The sequence below is a fragment of the Thiomicrolovo sp. ZZH C-3 genome (genome assembly GCF_054862725.1).
Window position 1 is genome coordinate 318,687 of record NZ_JBTKXX010000001.1, and the last position, 20,093, is coordinate 338,779.

The following is a 20,093-nucleotide window of genomic DNA, read 5'->3' on the forward strand; positions in this document are numbered from 1 at the left end:
CGGTAGTATACATCACGTTCGGTACAGCGCAATATGAACTAAGTTCATTTTTAGAAATATAATTCTAGTATTCAATATGATTTCGATAAAAAGGAACGGAAAGGTCAACCATGATCAAAGCGAAACTGCAGGATGTTAAGCGCTCCCTGATCCTCGAAGCGGCGGCGGAATCCTTCGAGTCGGCGGGGTATGAAGCGCTCAAGGTCTCTGATCTGGCCAAGAGCGTCGGGGTCTCCGTGGGGACGATCTACGGGCTGTTCGACTCCAAAGAGGGGCTCTATATGGCCTATGTCAAAGCGCAGATCGGCGGTTATATCGAGGAGCTCCGGGCGCGCTGCATAGAGGTGACGGAGCCCGAAGCGCAGCTCGAAGCGGCGTTCTTGCTCAAGTTCAGCCATTTCGCCTCCAAGCGCAAGGCCGTCGAGGAGTGCGCGAAAAACAATCCGCTCTTTTTCAGCAATATCCGTCACAGCGAACCGGAGATCCTGGAGCAGGTATACAAGGTGATCGCCGGAATCGTCCGGCGGATCAACCCGACACTGAATGAGGAGGAGGCCCTGGCAATGTCCTACCACATCGCCGGGCTCAGCGACGGATACATTAACTACTGGCTGGTCCACGACGGTGATCTTCTCTCGAAGGTGCCGGGACTGCAGGCCCAGATGTTGACCATGATCAAAGGATGCTAATGCGACAGATTTTCTCTTTACTTTTTGCGGGGACGGCCCTGTTCGGCTTCGACTTGCCGACGCTGATCACCCAGGCGCAGCAGAACGAGCAGGTGCAGGCCTATGCCAAACGCGCAGAGGCGGCGGCGCACGAACACGACGCGGTGGTCGCGTCGTACCTGCCGCGCATTGACGTAGGGGCGAGTGCCTCGTACATTGACGAACGGGGCAGCATCGACGTGCCCGAAACCTACAAGGCCTACGCCGAGGCGAACTTCGTCATTCTCGACGGCTTCAAACGCAAGAACCTCCTCGATGAGAAGAACATGCTGACCGAGGCGGGGCGGTTCGACCTCGAAGGGTTCAAAAAGGCGGTCTCGCTGCAGGTGATCCAGCGCTATGCCGAACTGCAGAATGTCGCCTCCGACATTGAGGCCCTGCGGAAGAACCGCGAGCAGCTCGCGGAGCAGCTGGAACGGTTCAAACTCTTCAAGAGTGCGGGCATCGCGACGGAAGAGGATGTCGAGCGTCTGAACGCCGCCGTGGCGGATGCGGATTACCAGATCACGGCGCGGCAGTTCGAGAGTGATCGCCTGCGCAGCCAGCTGGAACTGCTCAGCGGCGCGCCGCTCGAAGGGGAGCTGACGCCGGGGGCGGTCGTCCTGCCGGAGGACGCCCAGGCAAAACGGCTCGACAGCCTCGAAGCGATGGCCTACCGGGTCCGTGCCCTGGGCTATGCGGCCGAGCAGGCCGACAGCGTCTACTACCCGACCATCGCTGTGAACGACACCTATACCTGGTACGACTACGAGAATTTCAATCCGAGCTTCCCGGTCAATTTCGTCGACAAGCAGAACCGTCTTACGGTGCAGCTCACCATGAACCTGATCGATTTCGGCGCCGCGCGGCAGCAGAAGCAGGCGATCCGGTTGCAGCAAGAGGCGCAGGCGCTCGAGCTGCGCTACGCCGAGAAATCGGCGGAGGCAGACCGGGCCCTGGCGCTCAAGGCGATCCAGCGCGCCGAAAGCCTGCTGGACGCGGCGAAAAAGTCGGAAACGGCCTCGGACCGCACCTTTGCCGTCGTCAAGAAGAAGTACGAGGCGCGGGTCGTCGACTACATCCGCTACCTCGACGCGCTGAGCAAGGCCACGGAGTCGAGAGCGCAGTACAACCGCGCACTGAGCGGGCTGAACAGCGCCAATGCCACCTATATCTATAACCTGGGGATGGACCCGAAGGAGTATGTCAAATGAAAAAGATTTTAGTGACGGCCGTCCTCTTGTTTACGGCACTGCATGCCGAAAGCATCTATGCGACGTTCGATGTCGAGGCGGAAAAGGCCGCTGAGCTCTCCCTGACCTCCAGCGGTACCATCGAAGGGATCAATATCGATGTCGGTTCCCGGGTCAAAAAGGGCGACATCCTGCTCTGGCTGGATAACGACGATATGAAAGAGGCCGTGGAGCTGGCCAAGGCACAGCTGGAGCTGGCCCACGTCGACGCCAAGTTCGCCCAGCGCAATTTTGAACGCTACGAGAAGGTCAAGAACGTCATCGATGCGGGCGAGTACGACCGCTACGCGTCGGCGTACGAGACGGCGAAGAGCCGCCTGCACGAAGCGGAAGTGAACGTGCGCTACAAGCAGGCCCTGCTGGAGAAGACGATCCTGCGGGCTCCTTTTGACGGGGTCGTCTCGGACAAGCCCGTCGAGGTGGGGGACGTCGTCAGCGGGGCCATGATCAAGGTGCTGCTGCGGCTGCAGAGCGCGAAGGCGAACACCCTCAAGCTCAAAGTCGACCAGAAGTACTGGACGAAACTGAAGCCCGGTCAGACCTTCCGCTACCGTGTCGACGGCGAGACGGCACCGCGCGAAGGGAAGGTGAGCATCGTCTACCCGACGGCCAACAACGCCAACCGCAAGATCATCGTCGAGGTCCCCGCCAGGGGGATCGTCCCGGGGCTCTTCGGCGAGGGTGAGATCGAGGCCGACTGATGTACAAATTCGCCATTAACCGACCCATCACGACGCTGATGTACGTGCTCACGCTCGTCGTCTTCGGACTGATGAGCTTCAAAGCCATGCCCGCGGCGCTCTTTCCCAACGTCGACTTCCCCATCGTGACCGTCAAAACGGTCTACCCGGGGGCGGAGCCGACCAGCGTCGAGTCCCAGATCACCGACAAGATCGAAGAGGCGGTCTCGGGGATCAACGGCATCGACACGATCACCTCCACCAGCAGCGACGGCGTCAGCGTCGTCATGGTCAAGTTCCTGCTCGAGCGCAGCATCGACGAGGCGGCGAACGACGTGCGCGACAAGGTCTCCGCCGTCAAGCTCCCGGTCCAGGCGGAGAAACCGCTGGTGAGCAAGCTCGACATCGGCGCGGCGCCGGTCATCAACGTCTTCCTGGCGGCCAAAGACGCGACGCCGACAGAGCTGATGCTTTTTGCCGACGAAAAGGCCAAACCCGCTATCCAGCGCCTCAGCGGCGTCGGGGCCATCAATATCATCGGCTACCGCGACCGCGAGATCCGCATCTACCCCGACCCCTACGCCCTGAACAAGTACGGCATCACCGTCAAAGAGCTCAATGACATCATCTCCAAGGAGAACGTCAAGATCGGCGGCGGGAAACTGGAGAAGGGGGCGAGCGAGCTCATTATCAAGACCGAAGCCGACGCAGTGAACATCGACGACCTTCTCGCGATCAAGATCAAAGACGAACTCCGCCTGGCAGACCTCGCCCGGGTCGAGGACGGCCTGGCGGATGCGAAGAGCTTCTCTTCCTATGACGGCAAGGCGGGCGTTATGCTGGAGGTCCAGAAGATCTCGGGCACCAATACCCTCGACGTGATCAAGCTGGTCAAAGAGGCCGTGCCGGGGCTGCAGCAGCTTGCGGGCGACAAGATCGAGGTGAAGACGCTCAACGACACCTCGCCCTTTATCATCCACTCCCTCGAAGACGTCGAGTTCGACCTCGTCTACGGGGCGCTGCTGGCGGCGCTGATCATCTTCGTCTTCCTGCGCAACGTCACGATCACCCTCGTCGCCTTCCTGGCGATCCCGACCTCCATTATCGGCACCTTCGCCCTGATGGACTATATGGGCTTCGACCTGAACAAGCTGACGCTGATCGGGCTGACGCTGGCGATCGGTATCCTCATCGACGACGCCATCGTCGTCATCGAGAACATCTATAAAAAGATGGAAGCGGGGATGGGCAAGTTCGATGCGGCCGTCGAGGGGACCAAGGAGATGGCCTTCGCCATCCTTGCGATCTCCTCGATGCTGCTGGCGGTCTTTATCCCCGTCTCCATGATGAGCGGGATCGTTGGGAAGTTCTTCAACTCCTTCGCGATGACCGTCGCCTTTGCCATCGTCATCTCCTACACGATCGCGATGACCTTTATCCCCTCGCTCAGCGCCCGGGTGCTGCACAAGGGCGAGAGCCGCTTCTATGACAAGACGGAGTTCATCTTCGTCTGGCTCGACCGCGCCTACGCGGCGACCCTGCGTTTCGCCCTGCGGTTCAAGGTGCTGAATATGGTCGCCGTTCTCATCATCTTTATCGGTTCGCTCTCGCTTTTCCCGAAGATCGGGATGGACTTTGTCCCCAAGGAGGATAAGGCGGAGTTCGAGGTGAAAATCGAGGCGAAGCCGGGGATCTCCCTGGAGGAGATGCTTGTGAAATCCCGCAAGGTCGAAGCGCTGGTCAACAGCGTCGACCAGGTGGAGTATACGACGCTCGGCATCGGCTATAACAGTGCCCAGGAGATCAACAAGGCGCTGCTCTACGTGAAATTGACGGACAAAACGACGCGGAGCGAGAACCAGGAGGAGATCATCCAGGCGCTGCGCGGCAAGCTGAGGGGGGTCGACCCGGATCTCTTCATCACCGCGGCGGCCATCCCGAACATTAAAGGCGCCGGGGTCTCCGTACCGTACCAGATCGTCCTCAAGGGCGACAGTTTCGACTCCCTCACCAAGGCGTCGGACGCGCTCACGGCCTACCTGGCGCAGAAGCAGGGCTTCGTCGACATCGATACGAACCTCGAGGCAGGCAAGCCGGAGCTGCAGATCTCTATCCTGCGCGAAAACGCCAACCGTCTCGGCGTCCGTGCCGAGGATATCGCCAAGGCACTGGCCACGGCCTTCTCCAGCGACCTGCCGATCTCCCAGTATGAGGAGAACGGCAAGCTCTATGACATCACCCTGCGGTTCGACGACGCCCACCGCGAGGACGTAGAGCAGATCAAGAAGATGGAGCTGCGGACCCCGGCGGGCGAGCTTGTCTCCCTCGACGGGCTTGTCACCTTTGAGAACGGCAGCGCGATGGCGGCGGTCAACCGTTTTGACCGCGAACGCCAGGTGACAGTCTTTGCCGACCTCTTCGGCCTCGACCTCGGCGGGGCCGTCGGCTACACGATGGCCAAGATCGACGAGCTGATGCCCGAAGGGGTCAACTACCGCTTTACCGGCTTCGCCGAAGAGATGGCCAAGACCGGCAAAGCCTTTGTTACGGCAATAGGGCTGACGATCATCATGATCTATATCATCCTGGCGATCCTTTATGAGTCGCTGATTCAGCCCGTCATCATTATGATGGCGCTCCCGCTCTCCATTACGGGGGTGCTGATCGCCCTCTTCCTGAGCGGGCAGCAGTTCAGCCTCTTCGTCATGATCGGCTTCTTCCTGCTGATGGGGATGGTCGGTAAGAACGCCGTCCTGCTCGTCGACTTCGCCAACGTCGCCGTCGCGAAGGGACGGGAGGTCAACGAGGCGCTGCTCGAAGCGGGCGAAAAGCGTCTGCGCCCGATCCTGATGACGACTTTCGCGATGGTCTTCGCGATGCTGCCGCTGGCATTCGGCAGCGGTTTCGGGAGCGAGACGAAGTCGCCGATGGCCATCGCCGTTATCGGGGGGCTGATCAGTTCGATGATCCTCACCCTGGTCGTCGTCCCCATCATCTACCGCCTCCTCTACCCGCTGGACCGCTGGCTGCGTTCGCACTACGAACGCCGTATCGGGGAGGCGTAACGCTTCCCTTTTCAGACGGCCACTCAATGGGCCGTTTACATTGGTTTACGCCGCGTTGGCTGCCGATATACAGCTTTTTCCTACAATCGTTTCCAAAGAGATATGAACGGTGTATAAAGTTTCTTGCCGTTCCCGAGCCACCGAACAACGATCTGAAAGGAGTTTGGGATGAAACCATTGATCAAAGAGAGTGCGACTTCGCTAACGGCGCTGGTATTCCTTGTCGTCGGCGTCAGCGGCGTGATGCTCTACTTTCACGTCTTCGATGTCCAGGTCAAGGCGCTGCACGAGACGCTGGGGCTGCTCTTCTCCGCCGCGGTGCTTCTGCACGTCTACTTTAACTGGAAGGGGATGAAGCGGTATTTCCCCAAAAAGCTTTTCATGGGGTACGCCGCCGTGATCACCGCCGTCTCGATCGCGTTTATCGCCTCTGCAGACAGCGGCCCCAACCCGAAGGTAACCCTGATCGAGCGCGCCCTGAATGCACCGCTGGCCGTGTCGCTGCCGCTGCTGGAGACGGACCGGGAACAGGCCGCAACGCTGCTGGGCGGCAGGGGAATCATGATCGGCAGTGCGGATTCCCTCGCCGAGATCGCCCGGGCCAACGGCGTCTCCCCCTACGAACTGGTGATGGTCATCACCGCGGAGCAGCAGTAACTGCGTCGCCGTTTAACGGGGGTTGTCCTTACAGGGCAGGCTTGTTCTATAATAGTAAGTGACACATGTGAAAGGATATCGGTAAAGTGAAAGATCGCACGCTCCCTCTCCACCGGCTCTGGTCCCTGCCGTTCCTGCTCGTCTCCCTTCTCGGCGCGGAAACGCTGCCGCTCTCGGAGCAGAAGCAGGAGCTGCTGAAGCTCAAGCGCGAACAGGTCAAAGAGGAGACCGGGACCGGCAAGACAAGCTGGGTCTCCCCGCTGGTGCTGTCGCTCTCCTATACGCGCTCCAGGGATGCCACGGGCAGCGAGGGCGGGCTGGCGAGCGCCGGGGTGTCGTGGGACCAGGATGTTTTCCGCAGCGGCGGGATCTACTATACCGTCGAACAGGCGGACGCCTCCGGCAAAGCAAACCTGCTGGCCGTGGACCTGGAGGAGGCCGCCTACCTCAAGCAGGCCTATACCCTCAAAGCGCAGGTCGAGCGCGACCGCCTGCAGCTGCAGCAGAGCGAGCTGACGCTGGCCAACCGCGACATCGACCTCCTCATCACCCGGGCGAAGTACAAGGTCGGCAGCGCGGACATCAGCGAACTCAACCGCGTCACCATCGACCGCGACAGTGCGCGCAGCGACGTGATCGTCGTCCGCAACGCCCTGCGCAGCGAAGCGTTCGAACTCCAGAAGCTGCTCGGGTCGCGCGGCGCCGACACGGTGGCGCTGCCGGCATTCCCCCTTGTCCCCCGCGACGTCTACCTGCAAAACAGCCTTGAACTGCTGCAGTACACGGCCCAGAGCCGTGCGGACACGGCGGCGTGGAAGGTGACGCGTTCGGCCTACCTGCCGACACTCTCGGTCAATGCGGGGTACGGCTACAACGACTACCGCGGCGAGAGCCTTGATTATCACGGCGACCGCTACAGCTACGGCGCCGTACTGAGCATGCCGCTCGATATCAACAGCAGAGGGACGGTCGAGGCGAGCCGCCTGCAATCCCTGCAGACGCAGACGGCGCAGATCGACCGCAAGCTGGAGCTGGAGCAGGAGTACGATATGCGTGCGGCGACCATCGGGGATTATGAAGAGAAGATCGGCGTGGCCGAAGAGATGATCGCCATGTACGACGACCTCTACACCTTCACGAAGAGCCAGGTCAAGGCGGGGTATACCTCCTCCTATGATCTCGAGTCTCTGGGCAATTCGGTGCAGATCCAGAAGCTCGAAAAGCAGATCCAGCACTATAACATCCAGATCGAGCGGATCGCGCTCTACTTTGACACCCGGATATACAAGGAGCAGTAATGGAAGCGATGGAAAAGGTCACGGCGTACAGAAGCCCCCGCTGGAAATGGATTATTCTGGGCTTAGTCGTGCTGATCGCAACGGCCGTCGGCGGCTACTTCTTCCTGCAACCGGCCGAGAACGGCCAGGCCTACCGTTTCGTGACCCAGAGCGCGGAGCGGGGGGAACTCAATATCACCGTTTCGGCGTCGGGGTACCTGCAGCCGCTGGAGAGCGTTGACGTCGGTACGGAGGTCTCGGGCACGATCGAGAAGGTGCTTGTCGATTACAACGACCTTGTGAAGAAGGGGCAATTGATGGCGCAGATCGACAAGACGAAGTACCAGAGCACCGTGGACAAGGCGAATGCGGCGCTGATGTCGGCCAAGGCGACGCTGGAGAACGCGAATGCGGAGCTCTACCGCAGCAAGGCGACGCTCACGCGCGACGAAACGCTGCGCGAAGAGACGAAAGGGGCGTTGCCGTCGCAAAGCGACTGGGATACGGACTACGCAAACTACCTGGCAGCTAAGGCGCAGGTCGATAACGCCAAGGCGCAGGTGGAACAGGCGAAGCACAGCCTCGTCTCTTCGCAGTACGACCTGGAGCGCACGGCGATCTATTCGCCCGTCGACGGTACCGTGCTCACCCGGGAGATCGACCCCGGCCAGACGGTCGCGGCCTCCTACCAGACGCCGACGCTCTTCACGATCGCCAAAGACCTGCGCAAAATGGAGCTGCAGGTAAGCGTTGACGAGGCGGATATCGCCAAGGTAAAGGCGGGGGACACGGCATCGTTTACCGTCGACGCCTATCCCGACACCGTCTTTTCGGGCACGATCCGCATGGTGCGGGTCAATTCGGAAATCGAGGACGGGGTCGTCACCTACATCGCCGTACTGGACGTCAACAACAGCGACCTGAAGCTGCGCCCGGGGATGAGCGCCGATGCGGACATCACTGTGCAGACTTTCCGCGATGCGCTGATCGTCCCCCGCGCCGCGCTGCTTTACCTTCCCGTTGCAACGTCCAAGGAGACGAAACTCTTCGCGTTTCATGATGATGACGAGAGCGCCTACGACGACAAACCCCATGTCTGGCGGCTGAACGGGCAGACCCCGGAGAAACTCTACGTCGAGGTGCTCGGTACGAACGGCACCCAGAGTGTCATCGCCGGGGAGGTGCTCACGGCCGGGGACCGTCTCATCGTCGCCCAGGAGAAACAGCCGTGATCAGCCTGGAACAGATCACCAAGACCTACGGCAGCGGCGAGGCGGCGACGCACGTCCTGCACCCGCTGGATCTGGAGATCGGTCAGGGCGAGTTCGTCGCCATCATGGGACCGAGCGGCAGCGGCAAGTCGACGCTGCTCAATATCCTCGGCGCCCTCGACGTGCCCAGCGGGGGGCGTTACCGCTTCGACGGGACGGACCTGGGGCGGCTGACGCACGAACAGCGGGCCCTGTTCCGCCGCTACGTTCTCGGGTTCGTCTTCCAGGGGTTCAACCTGCTCAAACGCACCTCGGCGCTCGAGAATGTGGAGATGCCGCTGATCTACCAGGGCGTTTCCGCCAGGGAGCGCCGGGAGCGTGCGGAAGAGGCTCTGGTGCAGGTCGGGCTCGCCGAACGTTTGCATCACGACCCCTCCCAGCTTTCGGGCGGGCAGCAGCAGCGCGTGGCCATTGCCCGCGCCATCGTGACGCAGCCGCAGGTCCTCATTGCCGACGAGCCGACGGGCAACCTCGACACCCAGCGCAGCTACGAGATCATGGAGCTCATCCGGGGCTTCAACGCCCAGGGGATCACCGTGATCATGGTGACGCACGAAGAGGAGATCGCCGCGTATGCGTCGCGCACGATCCTCCTGCGTGACGGCCGCATCGAGAAGGACACGGGCCATGCTGCTTAACGCCTTCCTGCAGGCCATCCGCGAAATCAGGCGCAACCTGATGCGCTCTTTGCTGACGGCGATCGGGATCGTCATCGGGATCGCCTCGGTGATCGCGATGGTCAACATCGGGCAGGGGGCGAGCGAGTCGATTACGGCGAGCGTGGGCAGCCTCGGCAGCAACACCCTGCACATCATGCCCGGCCAGGAGAAGGGCCCGCCGGGGATGTCGGGAACGAGCATCCCCTTCGAGATGAAGGACGTCCGCATCCTGCAAAAATCGATCTTTACGCTCGAAGCGGTCTCCCCGATGGCCAGCAGTACCGTGAACGTGCTCTACCGCGACCGCAGTTACCAGACGAGTGTGCGCGGCGTTGAAAACGGCTATTTCGATGTCCAGAACTGGAGCCTGGCGGAGGGGGAGCGCTTCGGCGAGAGCGAGCTGCGGGCGGGACAGAGCGTCTGCATCCTCGGGCAGACGGTGATCGACGAGCTTTTCCCCGGGGGGGAAGAGCCCATGGGGAAAAAGATCCGCCTCAAGAGCTTTTCATGCCGGGTGATCGGGACGCTCGAAGAGAAGGGGGCGAACACCTTCGGCATGGACCAGGATGACCTGATCCTCGTCCCCATCAAGATGTTCCAGCGCCGGATCGGCGGGAACCAGAACATCCCCTCCATCCTGGTGTCGGTCAAGGAGAACTACCCCCTCGACACCGTCAAGCAGCAGATCCGCCAGGTACTGCGCGAAAGCCGCAACATCAAACCGGGCAAAGAGGACAACTTTGCCGTCCGGAGCATGACGGCCCTGCTCGACACCCTGTCGCAGATCACCTCGATGCTGACGGTGATGCTGGGGGCGGTGGCCGCCATCTCCCTCGTCGTCGGCGGCATCGGGATCATGAACATTATGCTGGTCTCGGTGACCGAACGCACTCGCGAGATCGGTATCCGCATGGCCATCGGGGCCATGAGCCAGGATATCCTGATCCAGTTCCTGATCGAGGCGGTCGTCCTCTCGGGGCTCGGCGGCATCTTCGGCGTGCTCACGGGCATCGGGATAACCGTGGGGGTCGCCGAGGCGATGGACCTGACCCTCGTCATCAACCCGGCCGTGACGACGGTGGCCCTGCTCTTTTCGATGCTCATCGGGATCGTTTTCGGGATCATCCCGGCCCGCAAGGCGGCGAACATGAACCCCATCGACGCGCTGCGCTATGAGTGAAAAATCCGCGCCGGCGTTGCCGGCTGCCCTGTGTCTGGTCACTTTTTAACCGCTTTCCTCCCCTCTCTCCCCCTTTTCCCTGCCGATGTGAGCGCGCTTGGGCCGTTGCCCTAGTATTGCTTTAAGCATGGTGCGGCATAATTTAAAACATATACTGTTATCGGAGACTACAATGAAGTATAGGTATTTACTTGTTCCGGTCGCCGCCGCCCTCTGTATCACGGGGTGTGCGACCATGGAGAAGCAGGAAGTGCATGAAACGCCGACGGCGGCGCCCGCTGTCAGCAAAACGCTGCAGGCCGCCAAGGCGCTCAAAGAGGAGCCTTCGGGCCTGAAGCGCAAAGTGGCGATAGGCCGCTTTACCAACGAGACCCGCTACGGCCAGAGTTTCTTTATCGATGAGAACAGCGACCGGATCGGGAAGCAGGCGATGGATATCCTCTCCTCCAAGCTTTTCGAGACGGGCAAGTTCATCATGCTCGAGCGCGCGGACCTCGAGAAGATCCAGAAAGAGCTGGCGATGGGCGATTCGCCTGCGTTGAAAAACAGTGCCGACTACCTCATTCTCGGTTCCATCACGGAGTTCGGCCGTAACGAGGTGAGCGATGTGGGCTGGTTCAGCCGCGTCAAGAAGCAGGAGGCCTTCGCCAAGGTCCATATCCGCATCGTCGACGTCAGCACGGGGCAGATCATCTACTCCGAAGAGGGGAAAGGCACCGCCTACAGCGAAGCCGGTACGGTCATGGGCGTGGGGGACAAGAGCGCGTATGACTCCCAGCTCAACGACAAGGCGATCGATGCGGCGATCTCGGACCTCGCATCGAACGTCATCGAGAACATGATGGACAAACCGTGGCGCGGCTACCTGCTGGGCTACGAGCAGGGGATGCTGATCACCTCCGGCGGTAAAAGCCAGAACATCAAGGTGGGGGACACGTTCGACGTGATGGCCTCAGGCAAGAAGGTCAAGAACCCGCAGACCAACAGCATCATCACCCTCCCGGGCAAAAAACTGGCGACGATCGAGATCGTCTCGACGGCGGGCGACACCCCGGAGAACGAAGTCTCTTTTGCATCGATCACGAGCGGGGATCTGGGCACGCGCCTGAAAACGAAAAATTTCTCGGACCTGTATATCCAGGTCCACAAGGATTAAAGCATGAAAGCATTGACAGCACTGTTGATGGCCGCCGCCCTCTTTATGACCGGCTGCGGCTACAAGTCGGGTGTCGCTACGGGTGAGCGGGCGTCCTACCTTTACTTTACGGGTGACGTGGAGGGGGCAGCCGTCTCCGTCGATGATGGGCAGCCCTTCGCCGTCGAAGCGGGGCGCGACCACCAGTACCGCATCGCCCCGGGCAAACACAGCGTGAAGGTCTACAAGGGCGACACGCTTGTCGTTGAGCGTGAAATCTATGTCGGCGACGGCATCGCCAAAGAGATCGGGGTGCGCCCGTGAAGCGAGGCGCGATGATGAAAGCGGTGCTCCCACTGGCGGCGGTCGCCCTTTTGAGCGGGTGTGCCACGAAACCGCAGGCGCTCTATAACTACGGCACCTACAGCGAAAGCTACTACGCGTACAAGCAGGACACCAGCGCGGAGAACCTCCTGGCGATGCAGCAGGCGATCCTGACGGCCATCGAAAACGCCGATGAGAGCGTTTCCAAGCGTGTGGCACCGGGAATGTACGCGAACCTGGGCTACATCTACTTCAAGCAGGGGGACACCAAGCAGGCCGTCCACTATTTCGAGATGGAAAAGAGCCTCTACCCGGAGTCGGCGCACTTTATGGACCGCGTCATTGAGAAGGTGCGCAAAGCCGAAGCGAAGGGGGCGAACTCATGAAGTACGGAAAAATAGCTGCACTGGCGGCCTCGATTTTTGCCGCGATGATCATGACGGGGTGTGCCGCGCATAACGCGGGCATTACCAAAGGCGAAGCGTTCCCCCAGATGTATGAAGAGGAGCCGCGTTCCATCCTGGTGCTGCCGGCGATGAACGAAAGTACCGATGCCGAGGCGAAAGCCTACTACGCCACGACGATCGAGATGCCGATTGCGCAGACGGGCTACTATGTCTTCCCGATGGAAATGGTCAGCGACGTCCTCAAGCAGGAGGGTGTCTATGACACCGAATTGCTTTACAGCATGTCCGCGGACAAGTTCTACGACTACTTCGGCGCGGATGTCGTCATGTACACCCGCATCAAGGCGTGGGACGTCTCCTACATGGTCCTGGCTTCTTCCCTGACGGTGACGATTGAATCCGAAGCGTACTCGACCAAGACGAACGAGAAGCTGTGGGATTACGACGGGAGCGTCACCGTCGATCTCACCAGCAACAGTGGCGGCGGCGGACTGGCCGGACTGTTGGTCCAGGCGATCGGTACGGCGATCAATACCGCCGCGGCCGATTATGTCGAATACGCCCATGTCGCAAATGCCCGGCTCTTCTTCGCACTGCCGGCGGGGCCGTACCACCCGGCCCACCAGACGGACCAGGGTGTCGTGATCCGCAAGCGCTAGCCCTTTCCCCGCGGGCGCAAAAAGAGCGCAATGCGCTCTGGCCTCTTAGACAAACCCTTCATGCACGTTATAACGACTCCATCCTCTTGTTGAATGCCCTATAATTAGGAAAAGATCCGAACAGAAAGGGAAACGATGAAAAAAGTATCGTTGGTGCTGGGCAGCGGCGGAGCGCGGGGGTACGTGCATATCGGGGTCATCGAGGCACTGGAAGCGAAGGGGTATGAGATCATCTCCGTCAGCGGCTGCTCCATGGGGGCGCTGGTCGGCGGGCTCTACGCCTGCGGCAGGCTTGCCGAGTACAAGGAGTGGGTGCAGGGGCTCGAACCCCTCGACGTCGCTTCGCTCCTGGACCTCGCCTGGGACAAGCGGGGCATTATGAGCGGCACAAAGGTCTTCGAGCGCCTGGACGATCTCATCGGCGCACAGGCGATCGAGGAGCTTCCCATCCGGTTTACGGCTGTTGCCTCGGACCTCAACCGGGGCAAGGAGGTGTGGTTTCAAAGCGGCGACCTGCTGAGCGCCATCCGTGCTTCGATCGCGATCCCCTCCGTGTTCACCCCGGTGGAGCTCGACGGGATGCTCCTCGTCGACGGCGGGGTCCTTAACCCGCTTCCCGTGGCGCCGACGATGCGCGACCGCAGTGACCTGACCATCGCCGTCAACCTTTACGGTCCCGACGCGGAGCAGGAGGAACAGGCCGTCGCCGCGCGCTACGACTCCTTTGCCGAACGCCTGGCCTCCAAGGCCAAAAACGCCATCAAGGAGCGCCTCCGCCGCCAGGAGCAGGCGCACATCTTCTCCATTCTCGACCAGAGTTTCGATACGATGCAGCGCAGTCTGACCCAGTACCGTATCGGCGGCTACCCGCCCGATATTATGATCACCCTTCCCAAGAATATCTGCAGCACCTTCGACTTCCATAAGGCCGCCCCCCTGATCGAAGCGGGGCGCAGGGCGGTGGAGGAGCATCCGGCGTTCGGCTGACATTTTTTTAAAAAAACGTTATTTTTTGTACAGATCTATATGGTATACTTCCGGGACTTTCGCTTAGGAGTATAAGGAATGATGAAGCGTGCATGGATGACGAGTGCGCTGCTGGCGGCACAGATCGCGGCAGCATCACAATACAATATCGAGGTGTCACCGGTGGCGGGGATCGGGATTCCGGAAGGCAATATTCTGCTTGAAAACGAGATGATCATCGGGGGAGAGATCCAGATCAACAACCTCTTTTCCTTCCCGATCAAACCGGAACTCTCCGCCTACTATGCGACGGATACGGATTACTCCTATGAGCCGCCGGCACCGACACCGCCCCTTTTCCTCAGCCCTGCCGATATGTCCGCTTCGACGAATATCTGGCGTCTGGGTATGGGCGCCGTCTATGACTACACGGAGGAGGGCTCCTTCCGTCCTTTCGCCAAAATCGGTGCGGGATACGAGAATATGAGCGACCCGCTCTACGGCAACAAGAACGGTGCCTACGGCGATGTCGGTGCGGGGGTCAAGATCCCGTTCAGCGAGCAGGTGGCACTGAAACTTGAAGCGATCTATATGCTCAAACCCAACGGGGGGCGCTACGACAGTAACCTGCTGGTGCTCGCCGGTATCTCCTTTGGGCTCGGTGCCCATGAAACAGCGGCAGCGACAGCCGCATCGGGTTACCGTACCTATGACAGTGACGGCGACGGCGTCATCGATGATAATGACCAGTGCCCGAACACGCCCAGAGGCGCAGAAGTCGACGCCTTCGGTTGTGTCCCCGACAGCGACCGTGACGGCGTGGTTGATTCCCATGACGACTGCCCGGAAACACCGACAGGATTCAAAGTCGATCAGGTAGGGTGCGCCGCAAGCTTCCACTTCAGCGTCGAATTCGCCACGGACTCCGCCGTGGTGACGAGTGCCCATATGGACGAGATCGATGCCTTCGCGGGGTATATGAAAGCCAACCCGTACAAAGCCGAGATTGTCGGCCGCGCCGATGACCGCGGGACGAACGCGTACAACGACGTGCTGTCGAAGAAACGCGCCGAGGTTGTTGTCGGCCTGCTGGTGGACAAGGGGATCGCTTCGGATCGTCTGAGTGCCGTCGGAAAAGGGGAGACCGATCCTATTGCCACCAACGCCACGGCCGAAGGGCGTGCGCAGAACCGCTCCGTCCGCGCTGAACTGATCCGCTGACCTCCAAGCAGAGACGGTTGTTCCGTCTCTGCTGCCCGCTTTCGCTTTTACCCTGCTGTTTTTTTATCTGTTTTGCATCGTGCGGACCGCATGGACAAAGGCCGCGAAGATTTTCCGGCTGTGCCAGCTGTAGGGCATAAACTCCGGGTGCCACTGCACTCCCACCACAAAGGGAAGTTCCGTATGTTCGATCGCCTGGATGATCCGGTTGCCGTCTTTTGCGGCGATGCGGATACCCGTGCCGGGGCGGTCGACCGCCTGGTGGTGCAGGGCGTTCACACGCAGGGTGGTCTGACCGATGATGTCGTGCAGGTGGGTGCCGTGCTCCAGCGTTACCGTTTTGAGCGGCAGGGGCGTATGGGGATGGGCGACATCGAGCTCGAAGTCGTGAATATGCGGATGCAGGGTGCCGCCGAAGGCGAGGTTGAGCAGCTGCATGCCGCGGCAGATACCCATCACGGGGAGGCCCCGGCGGATCGCCTCCTCAAGAAGGTAGAGCTCCATGGCGTCGCGGGCAGGGTCGGTGTGCCCGATGGCCGGATGCTCCTGTGTGCCGTAGGTCTGCGGGTCGATATCGCTGCCGCCGGTGATCAGCAGGGCATCGAAGGATGCCTCGCGGTAGGTGCTATCGGGGTGCAGAAACCGGGCCCCCGCACCGTGGCCGTTCAGCAGGAACCGGGAGAAGTACCAGGCGAGGCGGCTGCCCCGCTTGCCTCCCGTGACGGCTATTGAGAGTTTCCGGCCCATTGGCGTATCCTTTTGATCCACTGTTTTTTCCGGAATCGGTAGAAGAAAGCGTTCATCATACGGTAGCGTGCATAGGCAAGCGACAGCAGCGTTTCCGGGTCGGCCGCCAGGCGTTCGACATGGACCCAGCTGTTCCAGGCGTCGGCGGTGTGCCACCCCGGTTCGTCGACGCGGGAGTTGGGGAGCCGGAAATGAAAGGCGGGACGGGGGGAGATCTTCTCCTTGGGCAGAGCCGCCCGGACGCGCCCCAGGTCGTTCCAGGCCAGCAGCGGCAGCAGGTCCAGGGCCCGGTTGCGCGTCGGGTTGGCCTGCAGGTAATCATCGATAAAGGCCGTCATCGAGGGGCGGTAGGCGGGATGCAGCACCTTGCGGATGTAATCGGAGGGAAAGGGGTCGATGTAAAAGGAGAGCCGCCGGGTAAAGACCGGACGGATCTCTTCGGCCAGGAGATCATACAGGACGAGGTAGGCGCGCAGATAGGCGAGCAGGGTCTCCACGGTCATTTCGGGGATCTCGGGATTAATGTGAAAGCCGAATACGTAGAGGGGATTGGCTGCGGTACCGAGCGCCCCCTCGCCGCGCAGGGCATCCTTGAGCGTTTCCACCAGCTCCAGGGCGTTGAGCGGTAGCGGAGGTGTCGTCAACTCATAGGGCACAAGCGAGGCGGAAAAAGAGCCGATGAAGTATTCGATCGCATCAATCTCGTCCTGCTCCATTGCTTCGTCGAAACCGGCATTGTGCAGCCACTCCTGGAGGCCGGAGCGGATCAGGAACTGAAAATCGAGGGTCAGGGTGAAGTCGCCCCACGGCGTCGGCCCGATGACGAAGTGCCACGGGTTGATCTCGGTGATCTCGCCTTCGGTAAGCTCTGCCACGATCCGGGCACACTGTTCAAGCTCCGGGCCTGAGTATTCCAGTTCGAATCCGATGCGACGCATTTCGCCGTTGCTGCAGCGCACCTTCGGCGGCAGAAGAAAGGGTGTCATACAATAATTATAACCACACTTCCGGCGTTTGTATCGGGCTTGACTTCGCCGGGCCATCGGGCTATCATGAAAAAAACGGTGCGCGGTTTCGCGCAGTACCATACGGAGGTGTACCATGTGCAAAGACGCGATAGTTTTTTTCAACAAACCGAAGGGGGTCGACCTGGAAGCGGGGAAGACCTATATGTACTGTATGTGTGGCCGTGCCAAAGAGGGGCTCTTCTGCGACGGAAGTCACAAGGGGATCGGCTGCATGCCCCTGAAGTTCACGGTGGAAAAGAGCAAGCCCTATCTGCTGTGCCGCTGCAAATCCTCCAAGAACCTCCCGTTTTGCGACGGGACACACAGCTTCTACGGTGACGATGAGGTCGGCGGCCCCGTCATGGGGGAGTAAAACGGCATCATGATTCTGGACCACAGCGAGCGCATTAAAAAGGCAGCAGCCCTTATGGAGGCCTTCGAAGCGCACCACCCGATAGGAAGCGGGGAGGGGCGTTACCTCTGGACGGACGCCTTCGCCGTCTGCAACTTCCTCTCACTGTACAAGCGCACCGGGAAGGAGGGGTACCTGGGAAAAGCCCGGGAGCTGATCGATGCGGTGCACCGCGAACTGGGGGCGTTCCGCAGTGATGATACGCGCAGCGGTGCGCTGAGCGGCCTGGCAGCGGCTGATGCCGCCAGTTATCCCACGGTGGCGGGACTGCGCATCGGCAAACTGCTGCCGGAGCGGGGCGAAGCGGAAGCGTACGATGAGGCGGCGGAGTGGGAGCGTGACGGGCAGTATTTCCACTACCTGACCAAATGGATGCACGCCCTGGACCGGATGGCGGCGGTGAGCGGGGAGGTGCGCTACAGCCGCTGGGCCGTGGAACTGGCCAAAAGCGCGCACCGTGCCTTTACCTATACGATGCCCGACGGTTCGAAGCGGATGTACTGGAAAATGAGCACCGACCTGCGCCGCCCGCTGGTCACGTCGATGGGACAGCATGATGCCCTCGAGGCGTATGTGACCTACCTGCAGCTCTCCGTGACGGCGAGGGCACTGGGCGACGATGCGGGGCTGGGCGGGGAACTCGAAGCCGCCGGGGCGATGGCCGAAGCGATGCCGCTCTCTACCGAGGACCCCCTGGGGCTGGGCGGGATGCTGCTCGATGCGACGCGCGTGACCCAGCTGATGGCGGGGCATGACCTGCCGCTGCGCGGTTTGCTGCGATCCCTGCTTGAAGCGGTGCGGGAAGGGTCGGAACGCTATTTGCACAGCAGTACGCTGCGTGCCCCGGCCGACGCGAGGCTTGCCTTCCGCGAGCTGGGGCTGGGCATAGGGCTGCACGGGGTCTCCCTGATGCAAACGCTTAACAGTACCGTCTTACATAACGGGATCCTGGCCGAACAGCTTGAAGGGCTGCAGACCTTCGTACCGATGGCCGAGGTGCTGGAGCTTTTCTGGCTGCGGGAGGCGCATCAGAGGGTTCCGATCTGGCAGGAACATGCGGGGATCAATACCGTTATGCTGGCGACTTCGCTGCTGCCGGACGCCTTTTTGACCGTAGGACGCTCCGATGATGCGTGATCCGGATGCGACGGAGCGGCTGATTGCGGGGATGATCGACTACGGAGCGCTGCGCACGCCCCGGATCATTGCGGCGTTCCGCGCTATCGACCGCGGCGCCTTCGTGCCGGAAGATTACCGGGAGGAGTGCTACGGCGACTACCCGCTTCCCATCGGGGAGGGGCAGACGATCTCCCAGCCGACGACGGTGGCCTTTATGCTGGAGCTGCTCGGGGCCGAACCGGGCGACAGGGTCCTCGACATCGGTTCGGGATCGGGCTGGACGACGGCGCTGCTGGGAAAAATCGTCGGACCAGAAGGGGACGTGACCGGCCTGGAGTACCGTGAAACGCTGGTGGCTGCAGGCCAGCGCAACATCGCGCCGTTCGGGTTCGGGCATGTCCGGATCGACGCGGCGGGGGAGACCCTGGGCATACCGGGGGAGCAGTTTGACCGGATCCTCGTCTCCGCTGCGGCACCGGAGCTTCCGAAAGCGCTCCTGCGTCAGCTGAAACCCGGGGGAACGCTTGTCATCCCCATCGGTGAAAGCCTCTGCCGGTTCACCAAAACCCGGGAGGGGAATGTCCGGGAAGAGGTCTACCCCGGCTTTCTTTTTGTCACATTAATGTATAAGAACTAACAGCGTTAAAATCTGTATATAATATTAACTATTAGTTTTTGTATAGTATTAATTTTACTTCTGTTACTATCCGAAAAATATATGATTATTTAAGGAGTCCCCGATGTCGGAGAAGTTTCAGCTCAAGCCCCTAGATATAGAAGTACCTGTTGACTCAAAAAAAGAGATCCTTTCCGAGACGGATGCGATGGGAAAGATCGTTTACGCCAATGAATATTTTGTAGAACTCTCCGGCTATCCGGAAGAGGAGCTGATGGGCAAGCCGCACAACATCGTACGCCACCCCGATATGCCCAAAACCGTCTTCAAACTGCTGTGGGACGCCCTGAAGGCAGGTAAAGAGTACAAGGCCATCGTCAAAAACCGCCGTAAAGACGGCAAATACTACTGGGTCTATTCGGAGTACAAACCGCTTTTCAACGAAGCAAAGCAGATCCGCGGCTACCGCTCGCACCGCTGGCCGGTTCCGAAAAAAGTCCTCGATGAGGTCGAAACCCTCTATGCGAAGCTTCTTGACCTTGAGCATACGAAGACGCAGCGGGATGCGGAGATGTTCCTTGAGCTGAAACTGCACAACGACGGATTCCATGACTACTCCGCCTATATCGACGACATCTTCCACAAAAAACTGAGCGGCATGTTCGGCTTCTTCGGGAAACTCTTCGGTAAAAAATAACCACATCTTCGCGCAGCGGGCTGCGCTATAATGC

Annotated in this window: 21 protein-coding genes; 19 read left to right on the forward strand and 2 right to left on the reverse strand. The window is 60.4% G+C overall.

All coding sequences use genetic code 11. The annotated features are described in order from the left end of the window. The first annotated feature begins 110 nt into the window (after window positions 1–110). The 15 genes from ACXWTF_RS01675 (at window position 111) to ACXWTF_RS01745 (ending at window position 15,461) form a co-directional block, all read left to right on the forward strand. Window positions 111–689: a TetR/AcrR family transcriptional regulator gene (locus ACXWTF_RS01675; RefSeq protein WP_461713307.1), complete on the forward strand. Its 579-nt coding sequence runs from the start codon at window positions 111–113 to the stop codon at window positions 687–689. Beyond that, window positions 689–1,921 (forward strand): TolC family protein, encoded by a 1,233-nt coding sequence (locus ACXWTF_RS01680; RefSeq protein WP_461713308.1) that lies wholly within the window; start codon window positions 689–691, stop codon window positions 1,919–1,921. Before ACXWTF_RS01675 ends, ACXWTF_RS01680 begins: the two co-directional genes overlap by 1 nt. After that, the gene (locus tag ACXWTF_RS01685) at window positions 1,918–2,661 is read left to right on the forward strand and encodes an efflux RND transporter periplasmic adaptor subunit (protein ID WP_461713309.1); all 744 of its coding nucleotides are present in this window, start codon (window positions 1,918–1,920) and stop codon (window positions 2,659–2,661) included. The genes ACXWTF_RS01680 and ACXWTF_RS01685 overlap by 4 nt, the downstream gene beginning before the upstream one ends. Further along, the gene (locus tag ACXWTF_RS01690; RefSeq protein WP_461713310.1) at window positions 2,661–5,705 is read left to right on the forward strand and encodes an efflux RND transporter permease subunit; all 3,045 of its coding nucleotides are present in this window, start codon (window positions 2,661–2,663) and stop codon (window positions 5,703–5,705) included. The genes ACXWTF_RS01685 and ACXWTF_RS01690 overlap by 1 nt, the downstream gene beginning before the upstream one ends. A gap of 168 nt (window positions 5,706–5,873) precedes the next feature. Next, window positions 5,874–6,362: a DUF4405 domain-containing protein gene (locus ACXWTF_RS01695; protein ID WP_461713311.1), complete on the forward strand. Its 489-nt coding sequence runs from the start codon at window positions 5,874–5,876 to the stop codon at window positions 6,360–6,362. Between the two features lie 86 nt (window positions 6,363–6,448). After that, a complete protein-coding gene (locus tag ACXWTF_RS01700; RefSeq protein ID WP_461713312.1) occupies window positions 6,449–7,660 on the forward strand; it encodes a TolC family protein in 1,212 nt (403 codons plus the stop codon). Next, window positions 7,660–8,871, forward strand: a complete 1,212-nt coding sequence (locus tag ACXWTF_RS01705) for an efflux RND transporter periplasmic adaptor subunit (protein ID WP_461713313.1) — start codon at window positions 7,660–7,662, stop codon at window positions 8,869–8,871. The genes ACXWTF_RS01700 and ACXWTF_RS01705 overlap by 1 nt, the downstream gene beginning before the upstream one ends. Beyond that, window positions 8,868–9,548 (forward strand): ABC transporter ATP-binding protein, encoded by a 681-nt coding sequence (locus ACXWTF_RS01710; RefSeq protein ID WP_461713314.1) that lies wholly within the window; start codon window positions 8,868–8,870, stop codon window positions 9,546–9,548. Before ACXWTF_RS01705 ends, ACXWTF_RS01710 begins: the two co-directional genes overlap by 4 nt. Then, window positions 9,538–10,749 carry an ABC transporter permease gene (locus ACXWTF_RS01715; protein WP_461713315.1) on the forward strand — a complete coding sequence of 404 codons (1,212 nt, stop codon included), beginning with the start codon at window positions 9,538–9,540 and terminating at the stop codon, window positions 10,747–10,749. The genes ACXWTF_RS01710 and ACXWTF_RS01715 overlap by 11 nt, the downstream gene beginning before the upstream one ends. 172 nt (window positions 10,750–10,921) lie before the next feature. After that, window positions 10,922–11,905 carry a CsgG/HfaB family protein gene (locus tag ACXWTF_RS01720; RefSeq protein WP_461713316.1) on the forward strand — a complete coding sequence of 328 codons (984 nt, stop codon included), beginning with the start codon at window positions 10,922–10,924 and terminating at the stop codon, window positions 11,903–11,905. Window positions 11,906–11,908: 3 nt separating this feature from the next. Further along, entirely contained in the window at window positions 11,909–12,208 is a 300-nt protein-coding gene (locus ACXWTF_RS01725) for a hypothetical protein (protein WP_461713317.1), read from the forward strand. Between the two features lie 14 nt (window positions 12,209–12,222). Further along, window positions 12,223–12,594 (forward strand): DUF4810 domain-containing protein, encoded by a 372-nt coding sequence (locus ACXWTF_RS01730; protein WP_461713318.1) that lies wholly within the window; start codon window positions 12,223–12,225, stop codon window positions 12,592–12,594. After that, complete coding sequence (locus ACXWTF_RS01735; protein WP_461713319.1) at window positions 12,591–13,274, forward strand: GNA1162 family protein; 684 nt, start codon at window positions 12,591–12,593, stop codon at window positions 13,272–13,274. Before ACXWTF_RS01730 ends, ACXWTF_RS01735 begins: the two co-directional genes overlap by 4 nt. Window positions 13,275–13,409: 135 nt before the next feature. Further along, complete coding sequence (locus ACXWTF_RS01740; RefSeq protein ID WP_461713320.1) at window positions 13,410–14,261, forward strand: patatin-like phospholipase family protein; 852 nt, start codon at window positions 13,410–13,412, stop codon at window positions 14,259–14,261. Between the two features lie 78 nt (window positions 14,262–14,339). Next, a complete protein-coding gene (locus tag ACXWTF_RS01745; protein WP_461713321.1) occupies window positions 14,340–15,461 on the forward strand; it encodes an OmpA family protein in 1,122 nt (373 codons plus the stop codon). A 63-nt stretch (window positions 15,462–15,524) separates the two neighbouring features. On the opposite strand, the gene ACXWTF_RS01750 is transcribed toward ACXWTF_RS01745, so the two are convergent. Continuing rightward, window positions 15,525–16,208 carry a gamma-glutamyl-gamma-aminobutyrate hydrolase family protein gene (locus tag ACXWTF_RS01750; RefSeq protein WP_461713322.1) on the reverse strand — a complete coding sequence of 228 codons (684 nt, stop codon included), beginning with the start codon at window positions 16,206–16,208 and terminating at the stop codon, window positions 15,525–15,527. Further along, window positions 16,187–17,194, reverse strand: a complete 1,008-nt coding sequence (locus ACXWTF_RS01755; protein WP_461713323.1) for an amidoligase family protein — start codon at window positions 17,192–17,194, stop codon at window positions 16,187–16,189. The genes ACXWTF_RS01750 and ACXWTF_RS01755 overlap by 22 nt, the downstream gene beginning before the upstream one ends. A 115-nt stretch (window positions 17,195–17,309) precedes the next feature. Between ACXWTF_RS01755 and ACXWTF_RS01760 the strand changes: the two genes are divergently transcribed. The 4 genes from ACXWTF_RS01760 (at window position 17,310) to ACXWTF_RS01775 (ending at window position 20,059) form a co-directional block, all read left to right on the forward strand. Further along, complete coding sequence (locus ACXWTF_RS01760) at window positions 17,310–17,588, forward strand: CDGSH iron-sulfur domain-containing protein (RefSeq protein WP_461713324.1); 279 nt, start codon at window positions 17,310–17,312, stop codon at window positions 17,586–17,588. A 9-nt stretch (window positions 17,589–17,597) separates the two neighbouring features. Continuing rightward, window positions 17,598–18,764 (forward strand): hypothetical protein, encoded by a 1,167-nt coding sequence (locus ACXWTF_RS01765; protein ID WP_461713325.1) that lies wholly within the window; start codon window positions 17,598–17,600, stop codon window positions 18,762–18,764. Beyond that, the gene (locus ACXWTF_RS01770) at window positions 18,754–19,383 is read left to right on the forward strand and encodes a protein-L-isoaspartate O-methyltransferase family protein (RefSeq protein ID WP_461713326.1); all 630 of its coding nucleotides are present in this window, start codon (window positions 18,754–18,756) and stop codon (window positions 19,381–19,383) included. The genes ACXWTF_RS01765 and ACXWTF_RS01770 overlap by 11 nt, the downstream gene beginning before the upstream one ends. A gap of 103 nt (window positions 19,384–19,486) precedes the next feature. Continuing rightward, the gene (locus ACXWTF_RS01775; RefSeq protein WP_461713327.1) at window positions 19,487–20,059 is read left to right on the forward strand and encodes a PAS domain-containing protein; all 573 of its coding nucleotides are present in this window, start codon (window positions 19,487–19,489) and stop codon (window positions 20,057–20,059) included. Window positions 20,060–20,093: the final 34 nt, after the last annotated feature.

What these genes read in the sequence shown, in the direction of transcription:
- ACXWTF_RS01685 (WP_461713309.1), top strand. Translation starts at nt 1,918, where the DNA reads ATGAAAAAGATTTTAGTGACGGCCGTCCTCTTGTTTACGGCACTGCAT.
- ACXWTF_RS01745 (WP_461713321.1), top strand. Translation starts at nt 14,340, where the DNA reads ATGATGAAGCGTGCATGGATGACGAGTGCGCTGCTGGCGGCACAGATC.
- ACXWTF_RS01735 (WP_461713319.1), top strand. Translation starts at nt 12,591, where the DNA reads ATGAAGTACGGAAAAATAGCTGCACTGGCGGCCTCGATTTTTGCCGCG.
- ACXWTF_RS01740 (WP_461713320.1), top strand. Translation starts at nt 13,410, where the DNA reads ATGAAAAAAGTATCGTTGGTGCTGGGCAGCGGCGGAGCGCGGGGGTAC.
- ACXWTF_RS01715 (WP_461713315.1), top strand. Translation starts at nt 9,538, where the DNA reads ATGCTGCTTAACGCCTTCCTGCAGGCCATCCGCGAAATCAGGCGCAAC.
- ACXWTF_RS01750 (WP_461713322.1), bottom strand. Translation starts at nt 16,208, where the DNA reads ATGGGCCGGAAACTCTCAATAGCCGTCACGGGAGGCAAGCGGGGCAGC.
- ACXWTF_RS01765 (WP_461713325.1), top strand. Translation starts at nt 17,598, where the DNA reads ATGATTCTGGACCACAGCGAGCGCATTAAAAAGGCAGCAGCCCTTATG.
- ACXWTF_RS01695 (WP_461713311.1), top strand. Translation starts at nt 5,874, where the DNA reads ATGAAACCATTGATCAAAGAGAGTGCGACTTCGCTAACGGCGCTGGTA.
- ACXWTF_RS01720 (WP_461713316.1), top strand. Translation starts at nt 10,922, where the DNA reads ATGAAGTATAGGTATTTACTTGTTCCGGTCGCCGCCGCCCTCTGTATC.
- ACXWTF_RS01730 (WP_461713318.1), top strand. Translation starts at nt 12,223, where the DNA reads ATGAAAGCGGTGCTCCCACTGGCGGCGGTCGCCCTTTTGAGCGGGTGT.
- ACXWTF_RS01770 (WP_461713326.1), top strand. Translation starts at nt 18,754, where the DNA reads ATGATGCGTGATCCGGATGCGACGGAGCGGCTGATTGCGGGGATGATC.
- ACXWTF_RS01760 (WP_461713324.1), top strand. Translation starts at nt 17,310, where the DNA reads ATGTGCAAAGACGCGATAGTTTTTTTCAACAAACCGAAGGGGGTCGAC.
- ACXWTF_RS01755 (WP_461713323.1), bottom strand. Translation starts at nt 17,194, where the DNA reads ATGACACCCTTTCTTCTGCCGCCGAAGGTGCGCTGCAGCAACGGCGAA.
- ACXWTF_RS01705 (WP_461713313.1), top strand. Translation starts at nt 7,660, where the DNA reads ATGGAAGCGATGGAAAAGGTCACGGCGTACAGAAGCCCCCGCTGGAAA.
- ACXWTF_RS01680 (WP_461713308.1), top strand. Translation starts at nt 689, where the DNA reads ATGCGACAGATTTTCTCTTTACTTTTTGCGGGGACGGCCCTGTTCGGC.
- ACXWTF_RS01725 (WP_461713317.1), top strand. Translation starts at nt 11,909, where the DNA reads ATGAAAGCATTGACAGCACTGTTGATGGCCGCCGCCCTCTTTATGACC.
- ACXWTF_RS01775 (WP_461713327.1), top strand. Translation starts at nt 19,487, where the DNA reads ATGTCGGAGAAGTTTCAGCTCAAGCCCCTAGATATAGAAGTACCTGTT.
- ACXWTF_RS01675 (WP_461713307.1), top strand. Translation starts at nt 111, where the DNA reads ATGATCAAAGCGAAACTGCAGGATGTTAAGCGCTCCCTGATCCTCGAA.
- ACXWTF_RS01690 (WP_461713310.1), top strand. Translation starts at nt 2,661, where the DNA reads ATGTACAAATTCGCCATTAACCGACCCATCACGACGCTGATGTACGTG.